This window comes from Arthrobacter sp. NPDC093128 (assembly GCF_040683875.1).
GTDB lineage: Bacteria > Actinomycetota > Actinomycetes > Actinomycetales > Micrococcaceae > Arthrobacter.
This window is the reverse complement of the sequence record NZ_JBFBEY010000001.1, coordinates 39607-57343: the sequence shown is the minus strand read 5'-3', so window position 1 is coordinate 57343 and position 17737 is coordinate 39607. Positions and strand designations below refer to the sequence as shown.

Here is a 17737-nt window from a genome sequence, read left to right as displayed (position 1 = left end):
GAGCGTCCTGCCCCGCCGCGCCGTGTTGGCCTCCGCCCTCGGAACAGCATCGTTCATCGTCCTCGCGGCCACGGGCTGCGGCGGGATTGCCGCCGGCGCCAGCACAGCCGGCAAGCCCGCCGGTGACGAGGTGAAGACGGTGCGGTACCAGGGCTCACCCAACAACGTGTCCCTGCCCGAACTCGCCCAGGACCTGGGCTTCCTCGATGACATCACGCTCGAATGGGTCAGCAACACCACCAGCGGCCCGCAGAGTATCCAGTCAGTCGCCACCAGCCAAACGGACATCGGTGGCGCCTTCACCGGCGCCGTGATCAAGCTAATCGAGGCAGGCGCACCCGTTCAGGCCGTCATCAACTATTACGGCGAGGACGACAAAACCTTCACCGGCTACTACGTGCTGGAAGGCAGCCCCATCAGCACGGCCCGGGACCTGATCGGCAAGAAGGTGGCCGTCAACACGCTGGGAGCCCACCACGAAGCCGTCATCTCCACCTTCCTGAAGAACAGCGGACTGTCACCGGAGGAGATCAAGCAGGTGCAGCTGGTGGTGGTGCCGCCGAACGAAACCGAGCAGGCACTGCGCAAGAAACAGGTGGACGCCGGCACCCTCGGCGGGGTGCTGCAGGACCGGGCGCTCGCGGAAGGGGGCGTCCGTGCCCTGTTCACCGACGTCGGCGTGATCGGCGGCCCGTTCGACGCCGGCCAGTACGTCCTCCGCAAGGACTTCCTGGCCGCCAACCCGGAAACGAGCCGGAAGCTCGTGACCGGCATCGCCAAGGCCATCGAATGGGAGCGCACCACGCCACGCGAGACGGTGATCGCGAAGTTCGAAGAGATCATCGCCAAACGCGGCCGCAACGAATCCAGCGAAGCCCTGAAGTACTGGAAGAGCGTGGGCGTTGCCTCGCCGGGCGGCCGCATCCAGGACAAGGACTTCACCCTGTGGAGCGACTACCTCACCTCGGCCGGGATCATCGACGGCGCCCTGGACCTGCCCAAGCTCTACACGAACGAGTTCAACGGCCTGGCAACCGGCACCGGAGCGGCTTCCGGCACAGCCAGCCCCGGCGCCACCACCAGCAACACGAAAGGACAACCATGACGCCGAAAATCAGCCTCCGGAACGTCACCAAGGAATTCGCGGTGCGCCAGGGCAAAGGCACCCGGAACCAGGCCGGCCCGTCCGTGCTGACGGCACTGGACGACCTCAGCCTGGACGTCGCCGCCGGAGAGTTCCTCACGCTTGTGGGGCCCAGCGGCTCCGGCAAGACCACGCTGCTGGACCTGCTGGCCGGCCTCTCCCGGCCCAGCTCGGGAAGCGTCCTGGTGGACGGCAAGGAAGTGACCGGTCCGGGCCAGGACCGCGCCGTCGTCTTCCAGCAGTACGCGCTCTTCCCCTGGCGGACAGCGTCGGCCAACGTCTCCATCGGGCTGGAGAACTCCGGCCTTTCGCGGAAGGAACGGGCCGCCAAGGCCAGCGAATTCCTCGACCTGGTGGGGCTGGCGGGGTTCGAGGACCGCTATCCGCACGAACTGTCCGGCGGTATGAAGCAGCGCGTGGCCATCGCCAGAAGCCTCGCCTATGAGCCGGACATCCTGCTGATGGACGAACCGTTTGCCGCACTGGACGCGCAGACCCGCGAGCAGCTCCAGGACGAGCTGCTGCGGATCTGGAAGGCAACGGGCAAAACCATCGTCTTCATTACCCACGGAATCGACGAGGCCGTGTACCTGGGCCAGCGTGTGGCCGTGCTCAGCGCCCGCCCCGGCCGGCTCAAGGAAATCGTGGACATCAACATCCCGGACCGCGACGGCGACGACGATATCCGCTCCCATCCGGCGTTCGTGGAACACCGGCACGAGGTCTGGTCCCTGCTGCACGACGAGGTCCGGCTCGCCCAGGGCTCCGGACACCGCAAGATCCTCCCCGACGGCACGGCCCCCGACGAACAACCCAAGGAAAGGAGCGCTGCCTGATGAGCGCTGTGTTGACCCGACCGCCAGAGGCGGCTGCCGCCGTCGAACCTTCCCTCCAGACCGGTTCCGGTCCCGAAAGCGGACAGCGCGCGACGGCGGCGGGCAGGTTTGCTGCCCTGGCCGGGCTCGCCGGACGGGCCGGCTGGAAATCCCTCGCTGTGCTGCTGTTCCTTGCGTTGTGGGAACTCGGCCCAACGTACTTGGCCAGCCCGTCCACGCGGGTGTTCCTGCCGCCGCTGCACGAGGTCATCGCGGCCGGCGCGAAGCTGCTGGAGACCGGCCAGCTGCAGAACCACCTGCAAGCAAGCCTCACGCGTTCCGTCTCCGGGTTCAGCATCGCTGTGGTGTCCGCCGTGGTGCTGGGGCTGCTGATCGCCTGGTACGGGTGGCTGAGCTCATTCCTGAACCCGCTGCTGGAGCTGTTCCGCAATACGGCCACGCTGGCCCTGCTGCCCGTGTTCACGCTGCTGCTGGGCATCGGCGAGGAATCGAAGATCACCATCGTTGCCTACGCGGCGTTCTTCCCGGTGCTCCTGAACACCATCGCCGGCGTCCGGACCGTGGATCCGCTGCTGATCCGGGCCGCGAGGTCGCTGGGGCTGAACAGCTTCCGGCTCTTCCAAAAGGTCATCCTGCCCTCGGCTGTCCCGACGATTTTCACCGGCATCCGGATGGCCGGCACGTCCTCCATCCTGGTGCTCATCGCCGCCGAAATGGTGGGGGCCAAGGCCGGGCTGGGCTACCTGATCGTCAATTCGCAGATGAGCTTCCTCATCCCGGACATGTACGCCGGCATCCTCACCGTCTCCATCCTGGGGCTCGCGGTGAACGTCCTCCTCGTCGCCCTGGAACGGCACTTCTCCCGCTGGCGCACCGCCGTCGGCGCCGGCAACTGACCCGCTTCACCAGCAACAGCCTTTCCGCACCATCAACCAGTAAGGAAAAAGCAATGACCACCATCACCGAAACCAAGCTCGAATTCGCCAAACTGGGCTCCCGCATCGGGGCTGAAATCCGCGGCCTGGACCTCAGCGGGGACCTCTCCCCGGACACCGTGGCCCGGATCCGCGCGGCCCTGAACGAGCACAAGGCCCTGGTGTTCCGCGAGGCCAACATCCGTACGGACGAGGAGCAGGTGAAGTTCGCCAGCCACTTCGGGCCGCTCACCAAGGCGCACCCCACTGTGGCCTCGGTTGAGGGCGAAGAAAACGTCCTGCCGGTGGACAGCGAAAACGGCTCCGCCAACAACTGGCACACGGACGTCACTTTCGTGGTGAACCCGCCGCAGGCATCCACGCTGCGCAGCATCGACCTGCCGGCGTACGGCGGGGAAACCCTGATCGCGTCCTCGGCCGGGGCGTACGCCGACCTTCCGGAGGAACTGCGGAACTTCGCGGACACCCTGTGGGCCATCCACACCAACGACTACGACTACTCGGTGCCCAAGAACCTGGAGCACCAGAACGCGGAGGAACGCCGCAAGGAGTTCACGCGGCTGAAGTTCGAGACAGCCCACCCGGTGGTCCGGGTGCACCCGCTGACCGGCGAGCGCGGATTGTTCATTGGGGGCTTCGCGCAGCGGCTGCGGATCGTGGGGCTGTCCAACACCGAGTCGAAGGACATCATCCGGCTGCTGCAGGCCTACGTCACGCGCCCCGAGAACGTGGTGCGGGTGAACTGGGAGCCCAACCAGCTGGTCCTGTTCGACAACCGCATCACCCAGCACTACGCCCCGGACAACTACGACGGCCAGCCGCGCAAGCTCAACCGGGTGACCATTGCCGGCGACGTTCCAGTGGGCGTGGAAGGCAAGCAGAGCCAGGCCCTGAAGGGCGACTCGTCCACGTACTCGGTGGTGGCCCCGCTCTAGGTGTTCCAGCCCAACTAGGTCGCAGTTAATGTCGTTTTGAGCGCTCATAACGACATCTACTGCGACCTAGTTGGGTTAAGCGGGGCGCTTGGGCGGGCAGGGGCTTAGGGGATGTTGCTCCCCCGGGCCGTGACCCACAGCCGGTACCACTCGGCGCGGGTCATGGCCGCGGCAACACGGGCAGCGCCTGCGCAGGCACGGATCCGGTCGGGGTTGGCCGAGCCGATCACCGGGGCGATCCCGGCCGGGTGCCGCATGAGCCAGCCGAGGAGGATGGCTTCCCTGGTGGTTCCCATCGCCTTCGCCATCTCAGCGACGAGCGCCGCTGTGGCGGCCTCCGCCGGCGTCGGGCTCTCCGGCGGGGCGCCGGTGTAGTGGCCCCGTGCCAGCGCCCCGTAGGCCTGCAGGGTGATCCCCTGCCGGCCGCAGAACTCGACGGTGCCGTGCGGGAAGCTATGGTCCAGCCCTTCGGCATGATTGACCAGCACGGTGCTTTCCAGCCAGGCCCGTTTCAGCAGGCTCATTTCCAGCTGGTTGGCAACCACCGGTGTTTCCAGGTGGTCCTGCAGTACCTCGATCTGCGCAGCGGACATGTTGGACACACCTACCTGGCGCACCTTGCCTTCCTGCATCAGCTGCCCGACGGCGGACGCCACCTCCGCGGGGTCCGCCAGCGGGTCGGGACGGTGCAGCATAAGGACATCCACGTACTCGGTCTTCAGCCGTTTCAGGCTGCCGTTGACCCGTTCGAGGATGCCGTCGCGGCTCAGGTCGTAATGCGTCTCGAGGCCCTGCTCGTTGAGCCTGATCCCGCACTTGGTCTGGAGCCGGATCCGTTCCCGCAGGCCCGGGGTAATCGCGAGGACCTCACCGAAGACGGCCTCCGACTTGCCGCCGCGGTAAATGTCAGCGTGGTCGAACAGCGTGACGCCGGAATCCAGTGCGGCGTCGATGGCGGCGGCGGCCTGGCCCACGTGCTCCGACGCGTACGGCTCGGCGGACCAGCTGCCGCCCAGCCCCATGCAGCCATAGATCAGTTCCTGAGTCCGGTTCAGTTCCTGGCTTGCAGCGCTTTTAGTCATGTCGTCACTCTTTCACTTGATCCCGCGAAGGCCCAGCGGCAAAAAAAAGCCCCGGTGGCGGTGCCCTGCCCGGGCACCGCCACCGGGACGGGTTTCATGGTGAAGCTAACGGATGCAGCTTGGCACCGGCCTTAGCGCAGCCAGACCGTGGTGTTGCCGAGCAGCTTGCCGGCTGCCAGCGGGCCGCTGCTAAGCAGTACCTCGCCTGCCGGGAGCTCCACCGGCTCCGCACCGAAGTTGGTCACGGACTGCCAGCCGCCGGGCCGGCTGAACTGCAGCACCTGGGAGTTGCCGGTTTCCACCCATTCCAGCTCTTCCGCGGTCTGCAGCTCGCGGCGCAGCTTCAGCGCCCTGCGGTAGAGCTCCAAGGTGGAGCCTTCCACACCGTCCTGGGCGTCCACTGCGTAGCGGCTGAACCATTCAGGCTGGGGCAGGTGGGCGTCCCCGGCGCCGAAACCGAATGAGGCGCCCTCGGTGGCCCACGGCAGCGGCACGCGGCAGCCGTCGCGGCCGATCTCCACGCCCTTGTTGCGGAAGAAGGCCGGGTCCTGGCGCTCGGAGTCGGGGATCTGGCCGACTTCCTGCAGGCCGAGTTCCTCGCCCTGGTACAGGTAGGCCGAGCCCGGGAGGGCCAGCATCAGCAGGCTGGCCGCACGGGCGCGGCGCAGGCCCAGCTCGGTGTCCAGTTCCTCGGCGGGGGCGCCGGCCAGCAGCCAGCCCTTGCCGTCCTGGCCCTTGGCGTGGACGCCGCCGCCCATCGGCAGGCCGTACCGGGTGGCGTGCCGGACGACGTCGTGGTTGGAGAACACCCAGGTCGAGGACGCCCCGGTTGCCGTTGCTTCGGCGAGGTTCCGGGTGATGATTTCCTGGAACTCCCCGGCATCAAAGTCGGCCTGCAGCAGGTCGAAGTTGAACGCCTGGCCCAGGCCCTGCGGGCTGGCGTAGCGGGCGCGGCGAGTGGCGTGCACCCAGGCTTCGGCGACCGCGGTGCGCGGCGGGTTGTACTCGTTGAACACCTCACGCCATTCGGCGTAGATCTCGTGGACTTCGTCGCGGTCCCAGAACGGGTGCGAGCCGTCCGGGAAGCCGTCAGTGCCGGTGTTTGCCTCGGTGAGTTCGGTTTTGGAGAGCAGCGGCTCGGTGAGGTCCTTGGTCAGGGCGTGCGCCACGTCCACTCGGAAGCCGTCCACGCCGCGGTCGGACCAGAAGCGCAGGGTCTTCAGGAAGTCGTCGCGGATCTCGCGGTTGGCCCAGTTCAGGTCCGGCTGTTCCTTGGCAAAGATGTGCAGGTACCACTGGCCGGGGGTGCCGTCCGGTTCGGTGATGCGCTCCCAGGCGGGACCGCCGAAGACGGAGTCCCAGTCCGACGGCGGCAGCTCGCCGTTCTTGCCCAGGCCGTCCCGGAAGATGTAGCGCTCGCGCGCAGCGGAGCCCTTCGGTGCGGCGAGGGCCTCCTTGAACCATTCGTGCCGGTCGGAGGAGTGGTTGGGGACGATGTCCGCGATGAGCTTGATCCCGGCGTCGTGGAGTGCGGCGGACATCTCGGCGAAGTCCTCCAGGGTGCCCAGCTTGGGGTCCACGTCGCGGTAATCGTCGACGTCGTAGCCGCCGTCCGCGAGCGCGGACGGGTAGAACGGGCTCAGCCAGACGGCGTCGATCCCCAGTTCCTTCAGGTACGGCACCTTGGCCGTGATGCCTTTGATGTCGCCCAGGCCGTCACCGTTCGAATCCGAGAAGCTGCGCGGATAGATCTGGTAAACGGAGGCCTGGCGCCACCAGTTGGGATCGGCTGCGAGGTTTGAATCGGACAGGGTTGCCAGAGTGGCGGTGGTGGACAAGAGATTTCCTTTTCTTGGGTTAGTTGTTTTTGGTAAAGGGAAAAATGGAGGGGCGCGTCCGGATGCCTTGCGCCTGTTTCACTGGCTGCGTCGCCGGTCACTTCGTTACTTCACTGCACCGCGCATGACTCCGGACAGTACCCAACGCTGCGCGAGGATGTAAACCACCAGTGTGGGCGCCATGGCCATCAGGTACGACGCGAAGGCGAGGCTGTAGTTGGTGTTGAATTCGCCCTGGAAAAGCATCTGCACCACGGGGAGGGTCTGCAGTGCGGGGTCTGCGATCATCATCTGCGGCAGCAGGAAGTCATTCCAGGAGCCAAGGAAGGCGAAGATCCCCACGGTGGCGTTCATGGGAGCCAGCAGCGGGAAGATGATCCTGCGGAACACCTGCCATGTGGTGGCGCCGTCCATGCGTGCCGACTCTTCCAGCTCCACGGGAATGGAGCGTACGAAGGCAATGTACAGCAGCGTGTTGAACGAGATTCCGCCGAGGACGTGCAGGAACACGACACCGGCCGGGTTGTCCAGGCCAAGGAGCGCCGTCTGCTTGATCAGCGGAAGGATGATCACCGGGAAGGGAATGAACATTGCCGAAAGCAGGTAGACGAACGAACCCCGGAAGAACCTGTGGTTCCAGTTCCGGGCAATGGCGTAGGCCACCAGGGAACTGCAGGCCAGGGAGCCGAGGACGCTCAGCACGGTCACAAACGCGGTGGACATGAAGGCCCGGGGGAAGTTGGTGGCCACGTAGGCGGCGGCGAAGTTTTCCCAGTTCATCGGGTTGGGCCAGGCGAGGCCCGTGCCGGTTCCGATCTGGTCCGGGGACTTCAGTGCCATGGCCACGGTGAAGTACAGCGGCAGCACGACGGTCAGCGAGGCCACCAGCATCAGGGCGGTGAGCCACCAGTTGACCTTGAAGCCCTCGCGGTTGGACCTGCGGTTCTTGCGGAAGCCCGGCGTGACGCCGGCGGGCGCTGCGGCTCCGGTGATGGGCGCGGAATGTGTGGAAACGGCCATTAGAGTGAAACCCCCCGGCGCTGGATGAGGCGCAGCTGGATGACGGAGATCAGCAGGGTGATCAGGAAGTAGATGACGGCGTTCGCCATCTGGTAGGAGTAGTCGCCGCCCGTGAAGCCGGAGAAGATGCGCATGGCCACGGACTGCGTCGCCATGCCGGGACCTCCGCCGGTGAGGCCCACGATAATTTCGTAGGTCCCCAGGAAGCCCTTGAACCCGAGGATCACGTTGATCACCAGGTAGCCCAGGATCAGCGGCAGCGTCAGGCTGAGGAACTGGCGGAAACTGCCGGCACCGTCCAGGTCCGCGGCTTCATAGACCTCGGAAGGGACACTCTGGAGTCCTGCCAGGTAGATGATGGTGGCGCCGGGCGCCGCCTGCCAGACAGTGACCACCACGATGGCGATCCAGGCCAGGTTCTCATTGGCGAGGATGCTGGTGGCGAGCGGGGTCATGCCGAACCGCTCCGCCAGCACCGGAAGCGTGTTGGAAAAAAGGTAGTTAAACACGAAGGAGACGATGAGCGCGGACAGCACCATGGGGATGAAGAAGACGGTGCGGATGCCTGTTCGCCATTTGATTTTGGCGTTCAGTCCCAGTGCAATGGCGAGCGCCACGACGTTGACCACCACTGTGGTGGTCAGGGCGAACACGAAGGTGAAGACGTAGGACTGCAGTACTGCCGGGTCCTTGAAGATGTTGACGTAGTTCATCAGTCCGATGAACTTCCAGTCGCCGTAGCCGGCGTAGTTCGTGAGGCTGAAGAAAACGCCCACGAGTGCCGGCAAGGTGATGAAGAAGGCGAACAGTGCCAGTACGGGCACCACCATCCAGTAGTACGTGGGGTCGATCTTGCTCTTGGACCGGAATGCTCCGGTGCCTGTCGAGGCTGAGGAGGGGGTCTTGCCTTCTGCGGGACGGGCTGTCTGGGCCACCCGGGCAGTTGTAGTCATGTGAACTCCTGGAGTCGGGGTGGGATCAGACTGCGGTGCGCTCGGCAACGCGGCGCCATTCGTCGTCGAGCGCCGAAAGGAACTGCTCGCCGTTCTTGCCGTACACGAAGGACTGGATGTAGTTGTTCAGGGGCACCGACGGCGGGAAGTAGGTCGCGGCGCCCTGGTAGTAGCGCGCTTCCTTGACCGACTCGCCCAGCCCGCTGATCTGCGGGTTGCTGACGGCGGGAGCATCCTTGAGGGGCGAGAAGGCTGCGTTCTTTTCGTTGAACGTGTTCACCACGGACGGCTCCAGCAGGTAGCTGACGAACCGCCGCGCCGCGGCCATGTTGGGCGTGTTGCGGGTGATCGAGAGCGCCATGTCCACGTTCACGCGGGCCTTGGTTTCCTCGGGGTTGTCCGTCACCGGCAGCGGGAAGCTCCCGAGCCTGATGTTCTTGTTGGCTGAAACGAGCTGGGACAGCGCCCACGGTCCCTGCAGGTACATCGCCGCCTGGCCTTTGGCGAACGCCGCGTTGCCGTCCGCGTAGTTCTTGCTGGCGGCGCCGTTCTGGGCGTAGGACGCGAGCTGCAGCATCTTGGGCAGCGCCGGGCCGAAGTTGCTGGAGAACGACTCGGCCGCGTCCTTGCTGATGCGGGCGCCCCTGGCATTGATCCTGGTGAAGAAGTCCGCAACGTCCAGCGAGCCGCCGGCCACATAGTCGAACATGCCCTGGGCGAGGGTCCACGTGTCCTTGTACGTTCCGTAGATCGGGGCAATGCCCGCGGCCTTGAACGTTTCGCAGGCCGCGACGAACCCGCTCCACGTGGTGGGGACGGAGACACCCTGCGCTTCGAAGATGTCGCGGTTGTAGATGACCCCGGCCGCGGCCAGCGAGAACGGCAATGCGCTGACCTCGTTGCCGTTGTACTGGCCCCAGGAGCTGATGAGCTCCTGCATTTTCGGGTCGATGCCGGCGGCCACGGGCAGGTCCGAGAGGTCGGCGAAGATGCCTTTCCGGACGAAATCGGCGGTGGCCTGCGCGAAGCCGCGGGTCACCACATCCGGCGGATCGTTGCGGACCAGACCGGGAACGAAGTTGCCCTCATTGAAGTCCTGGACCACGTGGATGTCCGGGTTCAGCGCCTCGAAGTCCTTGATGACCTGATTGAAATAGGCCACCACCTCGGGCTTGTTCTGCATGAAGCGCAGGGTGGTGACGCCGTTCTGCGGGCCGGACGGCGACGCGCAGCCGGTCAGGGGAATCATGGCGGCTGCCCCGGCCAGGCCGGCGGCCCGGAGCAGCGAACGCCTGCTCAGCAGCGATGCGGGCACGGCGGCGTTCACAGGGCGGGGGCTGACGTGCGGGAGTGGCGGCGCTGGTGCCGGGGTCCGGGCGGGCAGTGCTTCAGGATGCGGTTCACAGTTGCTCCTTTGCAAAAGGCTGAGTGAAGGGCTGGAATTCAAGCCAGTGGCCGGCGGCCGTCCGGTCCACGTGGTCTAAGTTTATATGGAATCTAAATTTAGTTCCTCAAGTATTATGTGGTGCAAAGCACAGAGAGGTCAACACCATGTCTGAAATGACCGCTGCAACGCCCCAGCTGCTGCGGCGCGTGAGCGCCGGAGCAGTGCTGGAATTCATGCGCGCCTCGCAGGCGGTGACGGTTACGGAAGTCATGGAAGCCACCGGACTCACCCGGGCCACCGCAATTTCCGTGTGCGAGGACCTCATGCACCGCGGCTGGATCACGGAGCTGGAAAACCAGCGGGCATTTGGCGGCTACCAGAAAGGCAGGCCGGCCCGGCGGTTCGAGCTCAACGAGCGTGCAGGCTATGTCCTGGGCATGGACGTGGGCATATCCAAGGCCACGGTGGTGGTGTCCGATCTCCGCGGCAAAGCCCTGGGCCGGTCCAGCCAGCCGTTCGCCGGTGCCGAAATTTCGGCCGAGGAACGGATCTCCGTCATTGACCGGACCGCCATGATGGCCCTGCACGGCGTGGGGGCCTCCCCGGACTCCGTGCTCGCCGTCTGCGCCGGCATCGCGGCCCCTGTGGACCGCAACGGGGACGTGCTGGTGACCCAGCACTTCTGGGGACTGTTCGACGTCGGCCTGAAGGCGGCGCTGCTGGACCGGCGCGGTTGGACTGTGCTGCTGGAAAACGACGCCAACCTCGCTGCCCTGGGCGACCGCTGGCGCGGGGCGGCCGCCGGCGTGGACGACGTCGTGGTCATCCTCGCCAGTGAACGCCTGGGTTCGGGAGTGATCGACGGCGGGCGGCTGCTGCACGGCCGCGGCGGCGGCGCCGGTGAGCTCGCCTTCCTCGACATGGTGGAGGGCGTGGGAGACACCTTCGGCATCGCGTCCCTGGCGAGGGGGTGGGCCGCAGACGCCCTTGCCGGCAAGGCCAAGACCTCACTTCGTGAGCACTCCGGCGCAGGCGTCGAGGCGGAGCACGTTTTCGCCGCTGCCGCCGCCGGAGATGCCGTTGCCCTGAAAATCCTCGACCGGCTGGCAGACAGGATGGCCAGGGTCATCGGGGCCGTGGCCACCATGATCAACCCAGAACTGGTGGTCATCGGCGGCGCGGTGGCAAACTCGGCAGGCGTGCTGCTGGAACCGATCGCCAAGCGGCTGACAGAGTTTACGGCCACTCCCCCCACGGTGGCGGTTTCCCCTCTCGGCGACTCGATCGTGACCGTGGGTGCCGTGCGGTGCGCCCTGGACTACGTCGAGAAAAACACCCTGGACCTGGAGCTCGCGGCCCCGGCCTAGGCATCTCCGCCGGGAGTGACCTACTCCGGCATGATCATGGTGCGCAGGTCCAGCTGGCGGAGCACGCGGTCCGCGACTTCCGGGTCCATGTCCGGTTCGTTCCGGGCCGCCACCACTTCCTGGCGCGCGGCGTCGAGCGCAATGGTCTGCACGGCAATGGCCAGTTCGCGGCCGCGCTTGCGCTTCTCCCCCACCGATTCGTTCTTCAGGCTTCCATCCAGGAGCTCGGCATGCAGGCGCGTCATCTTCTCCTTGACCAACGCCACCTTCTCCGGCGGGAGCTCCTTCATGAGGTCGTTGTCCTTCAGGGCGGCGACGGCAGCCTGCTGCGCCCGCTTGGCGAGCACCCGGGCGGCGTCGCGTTCCTCCGAACCGTCCCCGGTGGCCTTCAGCACCTTCATCAGCCAGGGCAGCGTCAGGCCGGGCAGCACCAGGGTGGCCAGCAGCACCGCGCAGGCGATGACCAGCAGCTGGTCACGCGCCGGGAAGGGAGTGCCGTCCGCCAAGGTCAGGGGCAGGGCCAGGGCTAGCGCCAGCGTCGCAAGGCCCCGCATGCCGCACCAGGTCAGGATCAGGACCTCCTTGGCCGACGTGGGCTGCAGCAGGTTCTCCCGTTTGCGTGCCGAGGCCGCCAGGAGGGCGAGCCAGAGGAACCGCACGGCGAACACAATGATGCACACCACCACCGCGGTTCCGATCATCCCGTAGATTTCAGTGCCTTCGTCGTGGATGACGTGGCGGATTTCCAGTCCCACCAGCCCGAACGCCAGCCCCGTGACCAGGAGCTCCACCACGTCCCAGAAGGCCGTGCGCGTGACCCTCTCGGCGGCGTCCTGAGGCCTGGAGTGGCGCTGCATCTCCAGAGCGGTGACGACGACGGCGATCACGCCGGAGGCGTGCACCTCTTCGGCGAGGATGTAGGCAGCGAAGGGCACCACGAGGGTGACCGCGCTGCGCGCCACCATGGACGCCACGAGCCGCGTGATCAGCGCCGTGACCCAGCCCATGGCGATGCCGACCAGCACGGCAACCGCAGCCCCCACGAGGAACTTGAGGACGACGTCGGGCCCTATCCTGCTGCCGGACACGGCGGCGGCAACGGCGGCCTGGAAGATGACGATGGCGGCGGCGTCGTTGAAGAGGCCCTCGCTTTGCAGGACGGTGATGAGCCGCCGGGGCATGTGCACCCGGCCGGCCACGGATTCCACTGCCACGGGGTCCGGCGGGGCCACCATGGCGCCCAGGGCGATGGCGGCGGGGATCCCGATTCCCGGGATCATGAGCCATGCCGCCCCGGCCACGGCGGCGGTGGACACGATCACCAGGGCCACGGCGAGCATGATCAGCGTGCGCCAGCGGACCCTGAACACAGCCCACGAGCTGCGCTGGGCGGTGGCGAAGAGGAGCGGCGGCAGGAAGATGGGCAGGATCAGCTCGGGCGAGATGTCCATTTCCGGAAAGCCGGGGATGAACGTCAGCGATGCCGCCAGGATCAGCATGAGCACCGGATAGGGCAGCCGGAGCCGGTCCCCCAGGCCCACGGCCACCACCGTGGCAAGCAGGAGCCCGATAATGAGTGCCAGCTGGTCCATGAGCTCACTTTCCCCGAAGTGGAGGTGCCCGCGGGGATGCGCAGGCGCCTCCTCCACGATATCGGGTGCGGGCCGGTGCTACTCCCCGTTTAGTTGCCGGGCTCCAGCGCCGCGGCGACCGGCAGGGTGCCGTCCCGGAATTCGATGGTGCGGCCGGCGGTTTCCGGCAAACCCAGGACGGCGGCCGTCACGAGGGCCACGTTGGTGCGTGATGTGGCAGTGCCCGCGGAGGTGTCGGCCGGGTTGACGTCGATCAGCCCGTTGCCCGGCCCGTCCGTCAGCGACCCGGGCCCCAGGATGGTCCAGGCCAGGTCCGTGCCGCGCAGGTATTGGTCCGCGGCGGCTTTCGCCTCGGCGTAAGCGTGGAAGCTGTTGTCGGCGGGAACTCCGTGGTCGGGTCCCGCACCGAAGTAGGACACCATGATGTAGCGCCCGACGCCGGCCTCCGCCGCCGCATCCATCGAACGGATGGCGGCGTCCCGGTCCACCGCATAGGTGCGGTCGGGGCTGCCGCCGCCGGCTCCGGCTGACCACACCACGGCGTCATGGCCGCGAAGGGCGCCGGCGAGTTCCGCCGTCGTCGTGTGTTCAACATCCAGGACCGACGGCGTGGCGCCTGTCGCCGCGACGTCCTCCGTGTGGTTCGGGTTGCGGAAGAAGGACGTGACGTCCTCACCGTCCGCCGCGAGGATTCTGGCCAGTTCCAAAGCCACTTTGCCGTGGCCGCCGATGATTGCGATGCGCGTCATTGACCCATTCTGTCCCACCGAAGCTGGGAACGGCAGCGGGCTCGCGGTGGGCTTACCCGGCCTTCTTTCCGGTCATCGCCTCGTAGTGCCGGGCGATTTGGGCGGGGGTCAGTTCCCGGTCATAGATTGCGACCTTGGCGATGCCGCCTTCAAAAAACGATTCGAGATTGCCGGTCCCGACTCGGAGGGGGGCATCTCCCCTTGTGGGAACGATGACGCGGCCGTTGATGCTCAAGTCGTCCTGGTCGCGCAGGACGCCGTCCCTGAAGATCTTTGTGTATCCGTGCGGATACTCGCCGCCTGCGGCCGCCGCGTTAATGACAAGGACGTAATGGATCCACTCGCCGGCCCTTATGTCGTCCTGGAAATAGGACCCGGCTCCCAGCCCTCCGTTTCGGTTGAACAAATACCCGGAGATCCGGTTGGGTCGGTCTTCGGCGTTGTCGGCAGAGTACATCCGGGCAACGTATTCGTACTTCTCCGGCTCTCCTTTGCCGAGCCAGTGCACGTAGCCCGACGATTCTTCACGGCTGAACTGGAGGACGTCCGGGCGCAGCCATGCTTCAAGGGTGAGGGCACCGGTAGTGGCCGGACTGAGTGCTGCGGCGTCAGCAATCTCCAGGTACTGGGCGCGGCCGCCGAACTTCGACGCGGTCGCGCCGTTGGGGAGCGTGGTTGCCGACGGCGATCCAAGATACTTTCCATTGTGGTTACCGCCGGAGAGATCCGGCTCGGTCCCGCCGGCGGAATTGGCCATGGTCCAATACGCCTTTGGCTGGTCGCGCAGGACGTCTGCGTCGTAGGCATCCGTTGTGCCGCTGCCGCAGGCGAACAGGACGATCAGCAGATAGACGCCAATGACCGCAAGCACGCCAGCCGCGGCCGCGGCCGAACGTTGGTTGTATCGCCCTATCAAGTTGCCCCTCCCGGTTTCACAAGCATTTGCAACTTCACCCTGAACACCGACTGCAGCCGGCCTAAATGAGCCGCATCCGGTCGATCCGGGGCACCGGGCTTGCCGCGTCCCTCCGGTAGCCGGTGATCTGGACGCTTCCGGCCGCGCCGTGGTAGCCAACGCCTGGCAGCAGGGGTGTCGTGCTGACCTGGCTGCCGTCGATGGAGACAACGACTGCCTCAGGCGACACAACCACCCTCAGCTCATGGGCCTTGCTCTCCGGAAGCGAACCCTTGGCGAGCTCCTTGCCCCCGGCGTCATTTTCCTGCGTGATCCGGTAATCGTTGGCGGACACGGAGACCTCTATTTGTTGCGGATCCTTCGTCAGGACGGTCACGCCTGCCGTGGTCCCGTCCCAGGCCTTCTCGAAGCCGCCGAGCGTGGCCTCGACGGTGTAGGACGTCCAGAGCCGTGTTTTTAGCGGTGCAAAGAGCCGACTGATGAATGCCCCCGGTCCCGGGTCCAGCGAGACTCCGGTGTCGGCTTTTGTGGGTAGGACCACGGGTTGCTCGTCGTATGTTGTCCAGGCAGCGGGCATGCCGAGCGGCGCGCTATCGGGTGGGTTCAAGGGACTGACTTCCAGTATCTTGTCCGCAAATGCGCCAAGCGAGGTATCCGACGTCGTGTCCATCCGGGCGAGGTTTCCCTCCGCCATGTTGTCGGCACTTGTGGCGACGGCGTTGTGTGGCTGATCCAGCATCGCGGCCGTAAACAACGAGGCGACAACTTTGGTGAGTGCACCGTCCGTACCCGGAGGGCTTGAATGCGCCGAAAACGGGTAAGCGAAGAACTCCGGCTCCGGAGAGCCGTGCGCAGCAATCTGGCTCTTGGACTCCTGGAGGTCCGCAGTGATCCGGGCGCGGTACTCGTCGGCAGTTTCAACCCGGTGTTGCTCGGTGAGGTACTTCAGGTTGGTCAGGAAAGGTCCGGAGTGCCCTTCGGCGTCAACCGGGATCTCAACGTGCCCCATGTGGGTATGCGCCTCGATGTCCCACCGGCCGCTCTGCTGCAGCTTCGTGAGTTCAGGCCAGGTCATGTAGTAGGGACCGCGGGTCCCGACAAAGCCCGTGACGATGTACGCGACGGCATGCTGATTGTTCCGGGCAAGAATGGGATCGGCGTATTGCCAGACGCCCCGGGCTCCGTCGTCGAAGGTGACCTGAACAGAATGCGGAGGCAGTGGCTTGCCATTGATCCAATCCCTGAGCTGTGCAGCCGTTGTTGTCTGCCATCCGCTGTCGGCCAGCAGCTGCATCTGCCCCGCAAAGGCTTCAGGTGTGACCGTGTACTCGCCGCCGCCGTAGCCGATGTCGTGGTAGGTGAGGATGATCGGTCCGGATTGTTGACTGGTGCTCGCCGTGTTCAGCCGGGTCACCAGCGAAGAATCGATAGGGCCTGCCGGGACGTTGGTGAACTGGTCGAACACGCTGTTGGGGTTGGTTGAAAGGTGGTCATAGTGATCCTTCGCGACCACCCATTGCCAGGCGGCCGGACCGGCCAGGTACCCGATGACGAGGGCAACAAGCACCGCAGTGACCGACGCCGTGGCCAGGCGGTCCTTGAGCGCTTCGCCGCGACGATGTGAAGCGGAATGTTCCTTGCGCGACGGTGCCTGAAAGCGGGTACTCATCGGGTGCCCCACTTCGAATCGCGGATGGTCAACAGCGCATACGGCAGCTGGCCCACCAGGAGCGTCACGTAGAAAAGCGTGAAAAATATTCCCTTGTACCAATCCTTCTCGTGCGTCTTCAGCCGGTAATACAAACCGTAGAAAACGGCAATGGCCGCTACGCCGCCGAGGTACCAAACGGGCGGCGAGAGCAGGAAGTACGGCGAGACGATGAGCGCCCGGAACACGACCTGCGGGGCGACGAAGGGAAGAAGGACCCCGAGGTAATAGAACAGGGCCATGACCGGAGGCTTGCGCCACATGATCCGGACAGCCCGGGTCGATTCCCGAAGCCAGCTCTTCTTCCACCGGAGCTGCTGGCGCAGGAATTGGGGCAACAGGTCCGGGACCGCAGTCTGCGCCTTGGCGTTCGGCGCGTAAAGGATCCTCCAGTCGGGAAGGAGGAAGTTGGTCAGGCTCCTGTCATCCCCGTAGGTGCTGGGCTGGCCGAGGAAGGTCTGGCTGATCCATTGGTCCGCGATTGGTTCCACGGCTGTTCGCCTATACCCCGAGAAACAGCCGGAGCAACAGGTAACTGAGCCGAAAAGGGCCTCCGCGGACTTATAGACACTAAAGGCTATGTAGTACTGCATGGCTTGCATCCGGGTGAGCAGGTTGGTCCCTTTGTTTGACACGTCAGTGTGTCCGCACACAGCGCCAACGGAAGGATCAGCGAAGTACGCGACGAGGGCGCGTACGGCGCCGGGCTCAATCAGCGAGTCAGAGTCAATGAAGACAAGGATGTCCGCGTCTCCTGCCGCCTGCATGCCGGCCGTCATGACATGGCGCTTGCCACGATTGACGTCAGCTGCCAGCACCGCAAGCGACGGAAAGTCGGCCTCGACTTCGCGGATGCGGCTCAACGTGTTGTCCGTCGAATGGTCATCAACCACGACCACCCGGATCCGGTCCGCAGGGTAGTCAACGGCCAGGCACGCATGGAGGGTGGCCGTGATGCCGTTCTCTTCGTTGTACGCGGGAACCACGATCGCAACGGAAGGAAGATCAGTCTCGGGAATGGCGGAAACGTCCGGACGATAGCGCCAGGCCAGTCCGAACCGGCCGAAGATAAAGACCAGCACGAGAAGGCTGTAAACGGCCCAGACAGGCGACTGCTGAAAGTTCGACAAGGTCAGGGCCTTCAGGATGCAAATGACAACCACTATGGCTGTCAGCCCAAGAAGGAGGGCGCCCCGTTCCACCCTGAACGGCTGGGACGTCGGTGTGTGCGCACCCCTGTGGTGGTCGATTCGCGGACTCTGGGGCATTATGTCG

15 protein-coding genes are annotated in these 17737 nt (G+C 65.6%); 5 read left to right on the top strand and 10 right to left on the bottom strand.

Annotated features, from left to right (window positions below):
- Positions 1 to 22: 22 nt before the first annotated feature.
- From AB0N24_RS00275 to AB0N24_RS00260, 4 genes are read left to right on the top strand one after another with little or no spacing between them, the layout of a single operon-like run.
- Complete coding sequence (locus AB0N24_RS00275) at positions 23 to 1105, top strand: ABC transporter substrate-binding protein (protein ID WP_364119697.1); 1083 nt, start codon at positions 23 to 25, stop codon at positions 1103 to 1105.
- Positions 1102 to 1980: an ABC transporter ATP-binding protein gene (locus AB0N24_RS00270; protein WP_364118916.1), complete on the top strand. Its 879-nt coding sequence runs from the start codon at positions 1102 to 1104 to the stop codon at positions 1978 to 1980. The genes AB0N24_RS00275 and AB0N24_RS00270 overlap by 4 nt, the downstream gene beginning before the upstream one ends.
- Positions 1980 to 2876 carry an ABC transporter permease gene (locus AB0N24_RS00265; RefSeq protein ID WP_364118913.1) on the top strand — a complete coding sequence of 299 codons (897 nt, stop codon included), beginning with the start codon at positions 1980 to 1982 and terminating at the stop codon, positions 2874 to 2876. The genes AB0N24_RS00270 and AB0N24_RS00265 overlap by 1 nt, the downstream gene beginning before the upstream one ends.
- A 53-nt stretch (positions 2877 to 2929) precedes the next feature.
- Positions 2930 to 3850: a TauD/TfdA family dioxygenase gene (locus tag AB0N24_RS00260; protein WP_364118910.1), complete on the top strand. Its 921-nt coding sequence runs from the start codon at positions 2930 to 2932 to the stop codon at positions 3848 to 3850.
- A gap of 104 nt (positions 3851 to 3954) precedes the next feature.
- Here the strand turns inward: AB0N24_RS00260 and AB0N24_RS00255 are convergent, their stop codons facing one another.
- The 5 genes from AB0N24_RS00255 to AB0N24_RS00235 all read right to left on the bottom strand — a co-directional run bounded on the left by AB0N24_RS00255 (position 3955) and on the right by AB0N24_RS00235 (position 10070).
- Positions 3955 to 4932: an aldo/keto reductase gene (locus AB0N24_RS00255; RefSeq protein WP_364118907.1), complete on the bottom strand. Its 978-nt coding sequence runs from the start codon at positions 4930 to 4932 to the stop codon at positions 3955 to 3957.
- A gap of 131 nt (positions 4933 to 5063) precedes the next feature.
- Positions 5064 to 6770: a glycoside hydrolase family 13 protein gene (locus AB0N24_RS00250; protein ID WP_364118904.1), complete on the bottom strand. Its 1707-nt coding sequence runs from the start codon at positions 6768 to 6770 to the stop codon at positions 5064 to 5066.
- Between the two features lie 105 nt (positions 6771 to 6875).
- Positions 6876 to 7790, bottom strand: a complete 915-nt coding sequence (locus AB0N24_RS00245; protein ID WP_364118901.1) for a carbohydrate ABC transporter permease — start codon at positions 7788 to 7790, stop codon at positions 6876 to 6878.
- The gene (locus AB0N24_RS00240) at positions 7790 to 8743 is read right to left on the bottom strand and encodes a sugar ABC transporter permease (protein ID WP_364118898.1); all 954 of its coding nucleotides are present in this window, start codon (positions 8741 to 8743) and stop codon (positions 7790 to 7792) included. The genes AB0N24_RS00245 and AB0N24_RS00240 overlap by 1 nt, the downstream gene beginning before the upstream one ends.
- Before the next feature lie 25 nt (positions 8744 to 8768).
- A complete protein-coding gene (locus tag AB0N24_RS00235; RefSeq protein WP_364118895.1) occupies positions 8769 to 10070 on the bottom strand; it encodes an extracellular solute-binding protein in 1302 nt (433 codons plus the stop codon).
- 224 nt (positions 10071 to 10294) lie between these two features.
- On the opposite strand from AB0N24_RS00235, the gene AB0N24_RS00230 reads away from it, so the two are divergent.
- Positions 10295 to 11497 carry an ROK family protein gene (locus AB0N24_RS00230; RefSeq protein ID WP_364118892.1) on the top strand — a complete coding sequence of 401 codons (1203 nt, stop codon included), beginning with the start codon at positions 10295 to 10297 and terminating at the stop codon, positions 11495 to 11497.
- Positions 11498 to 11517: 20 nt separating this feature from the next.
- On the opposite strand, the gene AB0N24_RS00225 is transcribed toward AB0N24_RS00230, so the two are convergent.
- From AB0N24_RS00225 to AB0N24_RS00205, 5 genes are all read right to left on the bottom strand, one after another.
- A complete protein-coding gene (locus AB0N24_RS00225) occupies positions 11518 to 13089 on the bottom strand; it encodes a Na+/H+ antiporter (protein ID WP_364118889.1) in 1572 nt (523 codons plus the stop codon).
- An 89-nt stretch (positions 13090 to 13178) separates the two neighbouring features.
- Complete coding sequence (locus AB0N24_RS00220) at positions 13179 to 13838, bottom strand: SDR family oxidoreductase (protein WP_364118887.1); 660 nt, start codon at positions 13836 to 13838, stop codon at positions 13179 to 13181.
- 52 nt (positions 13839 to 13890) lie between these two features.
- Positions 13891 to 14754, bottom strand: coding sequence for a LamG domain-containing protein (locus AB0N24_RS00215; RefSeq protein WP_364118884.1), 864 nt, complete (start codon positions 14752 to 14754; stop codon positions 13891 to 13893).
- 61 nt (positions 14755 to 14815) lie between these two features.
- On the bottom strand, positions 14816 to 16423 hold the full coding sequence (locus tag AB0N24_RS00210; protein WP_364118881.1) for a polysaccharide deacetylase family protein: 1608 nt from the start codon (positions 16421 to 16423) through the stop codon (positions 14816 to 14818).
- A complete protein-coding gene (locus AB0N24_RS00205) occupies positions 16420 to 17730 on the bottom strand; it encodes a glycosyltransferase family 2 protein (RefSeq protein WP_364118878.1) in 1311 nt (436 codons plus the stop codon). The genes AB0N24_RS00210 and AB0N24_RS00205 overlap by 4 nt, the downstream gene beginning before the upstream one ends.
- Between the last annotated feature and the right edge of the window lie 7 nt (positions 17731 to 17737).

Bases quoted from the DNA above. Each gene is read 5' to 3' on its own strand.
- AB0N24_RS00270 (WP_364118916.1), top strand. From the start codon at position 1,102: ATGACGCCGAAAATCAGCCTCCGGAACGTCACCAAGGAATTCGCGGTG.
- AB0N24_RS00265 (WP_364118913.1), top strand. From the start codon at position 1,980: ATGAGCGCTGTGTTGACCCGACCGCCAGAGGCGGCTGCCGCCGTCGAA.
- AB0N24_RS00260 (WP_364118910.1), top strand. From the start codon at position 2,930: ATGACCACCATCACCGAAACCAAGCTCGAATTCGCCAAACTGGGCTCC.
- AB0N24_RS00255 (WP_364118907.1), bottom strand. From the start codon at position 4,932: ATGACTAAAAGCGCTGCAAGCCAGGAACTGAACCGGACTCAGGAACTG.
- AB0N24_RS00245 (WP_364118901.1), bottom strand. From the start codon at position 7,790: ATGGCCGTTTCCACACATTCCGCGCCCATCACCGGAGCCGCAGCGCCC.
- AB0N24_RS00240 (WP_364118898.1), bottom strand. From the start codon at position 8,743: ATGACTACAACTGCCCGGGTGGCCCAGACAGCCCGTCCCGCAGAAGGC.
- AB0N24_RS00230 (WP_364118892.1), top strand. From the start codon at position 10,295: ATGTCTGAAATGACCGCTGCAACGCCCCAGCTGCTGCGGCGCGTGAGC.
- AB0N24_RS00225 (WP_364118889.1), bottom strand. From the start codon at position 13,089: ATGGACCAGCTGGCACTCATTATCGGGCTCCTGCTTGCCACGGTGGTG.
- AB0N24_RS00220 (WP_364118887.1), bottom strand. From the start codon at position 13,838: ATGACGCGCATCGCAATCATCGGCGGCCACGGCAAAGTGGCTTTGGAA.
- AB0N24_RS00210 (WP_364118881.1), bottom strand. From the start codon at position 16,423: ATGAGTACCCGCTTTCAGGCACCGTCGCGCAAGGAACATTCCGCTTCA.
- AB0N24_RS00205 (WP_364118878.1), bottom strand. From the start codon at position 17,730: ATGCCCCAGAGTCCGCGAATCGACCACCACAGGGGTGCGCACACACCG.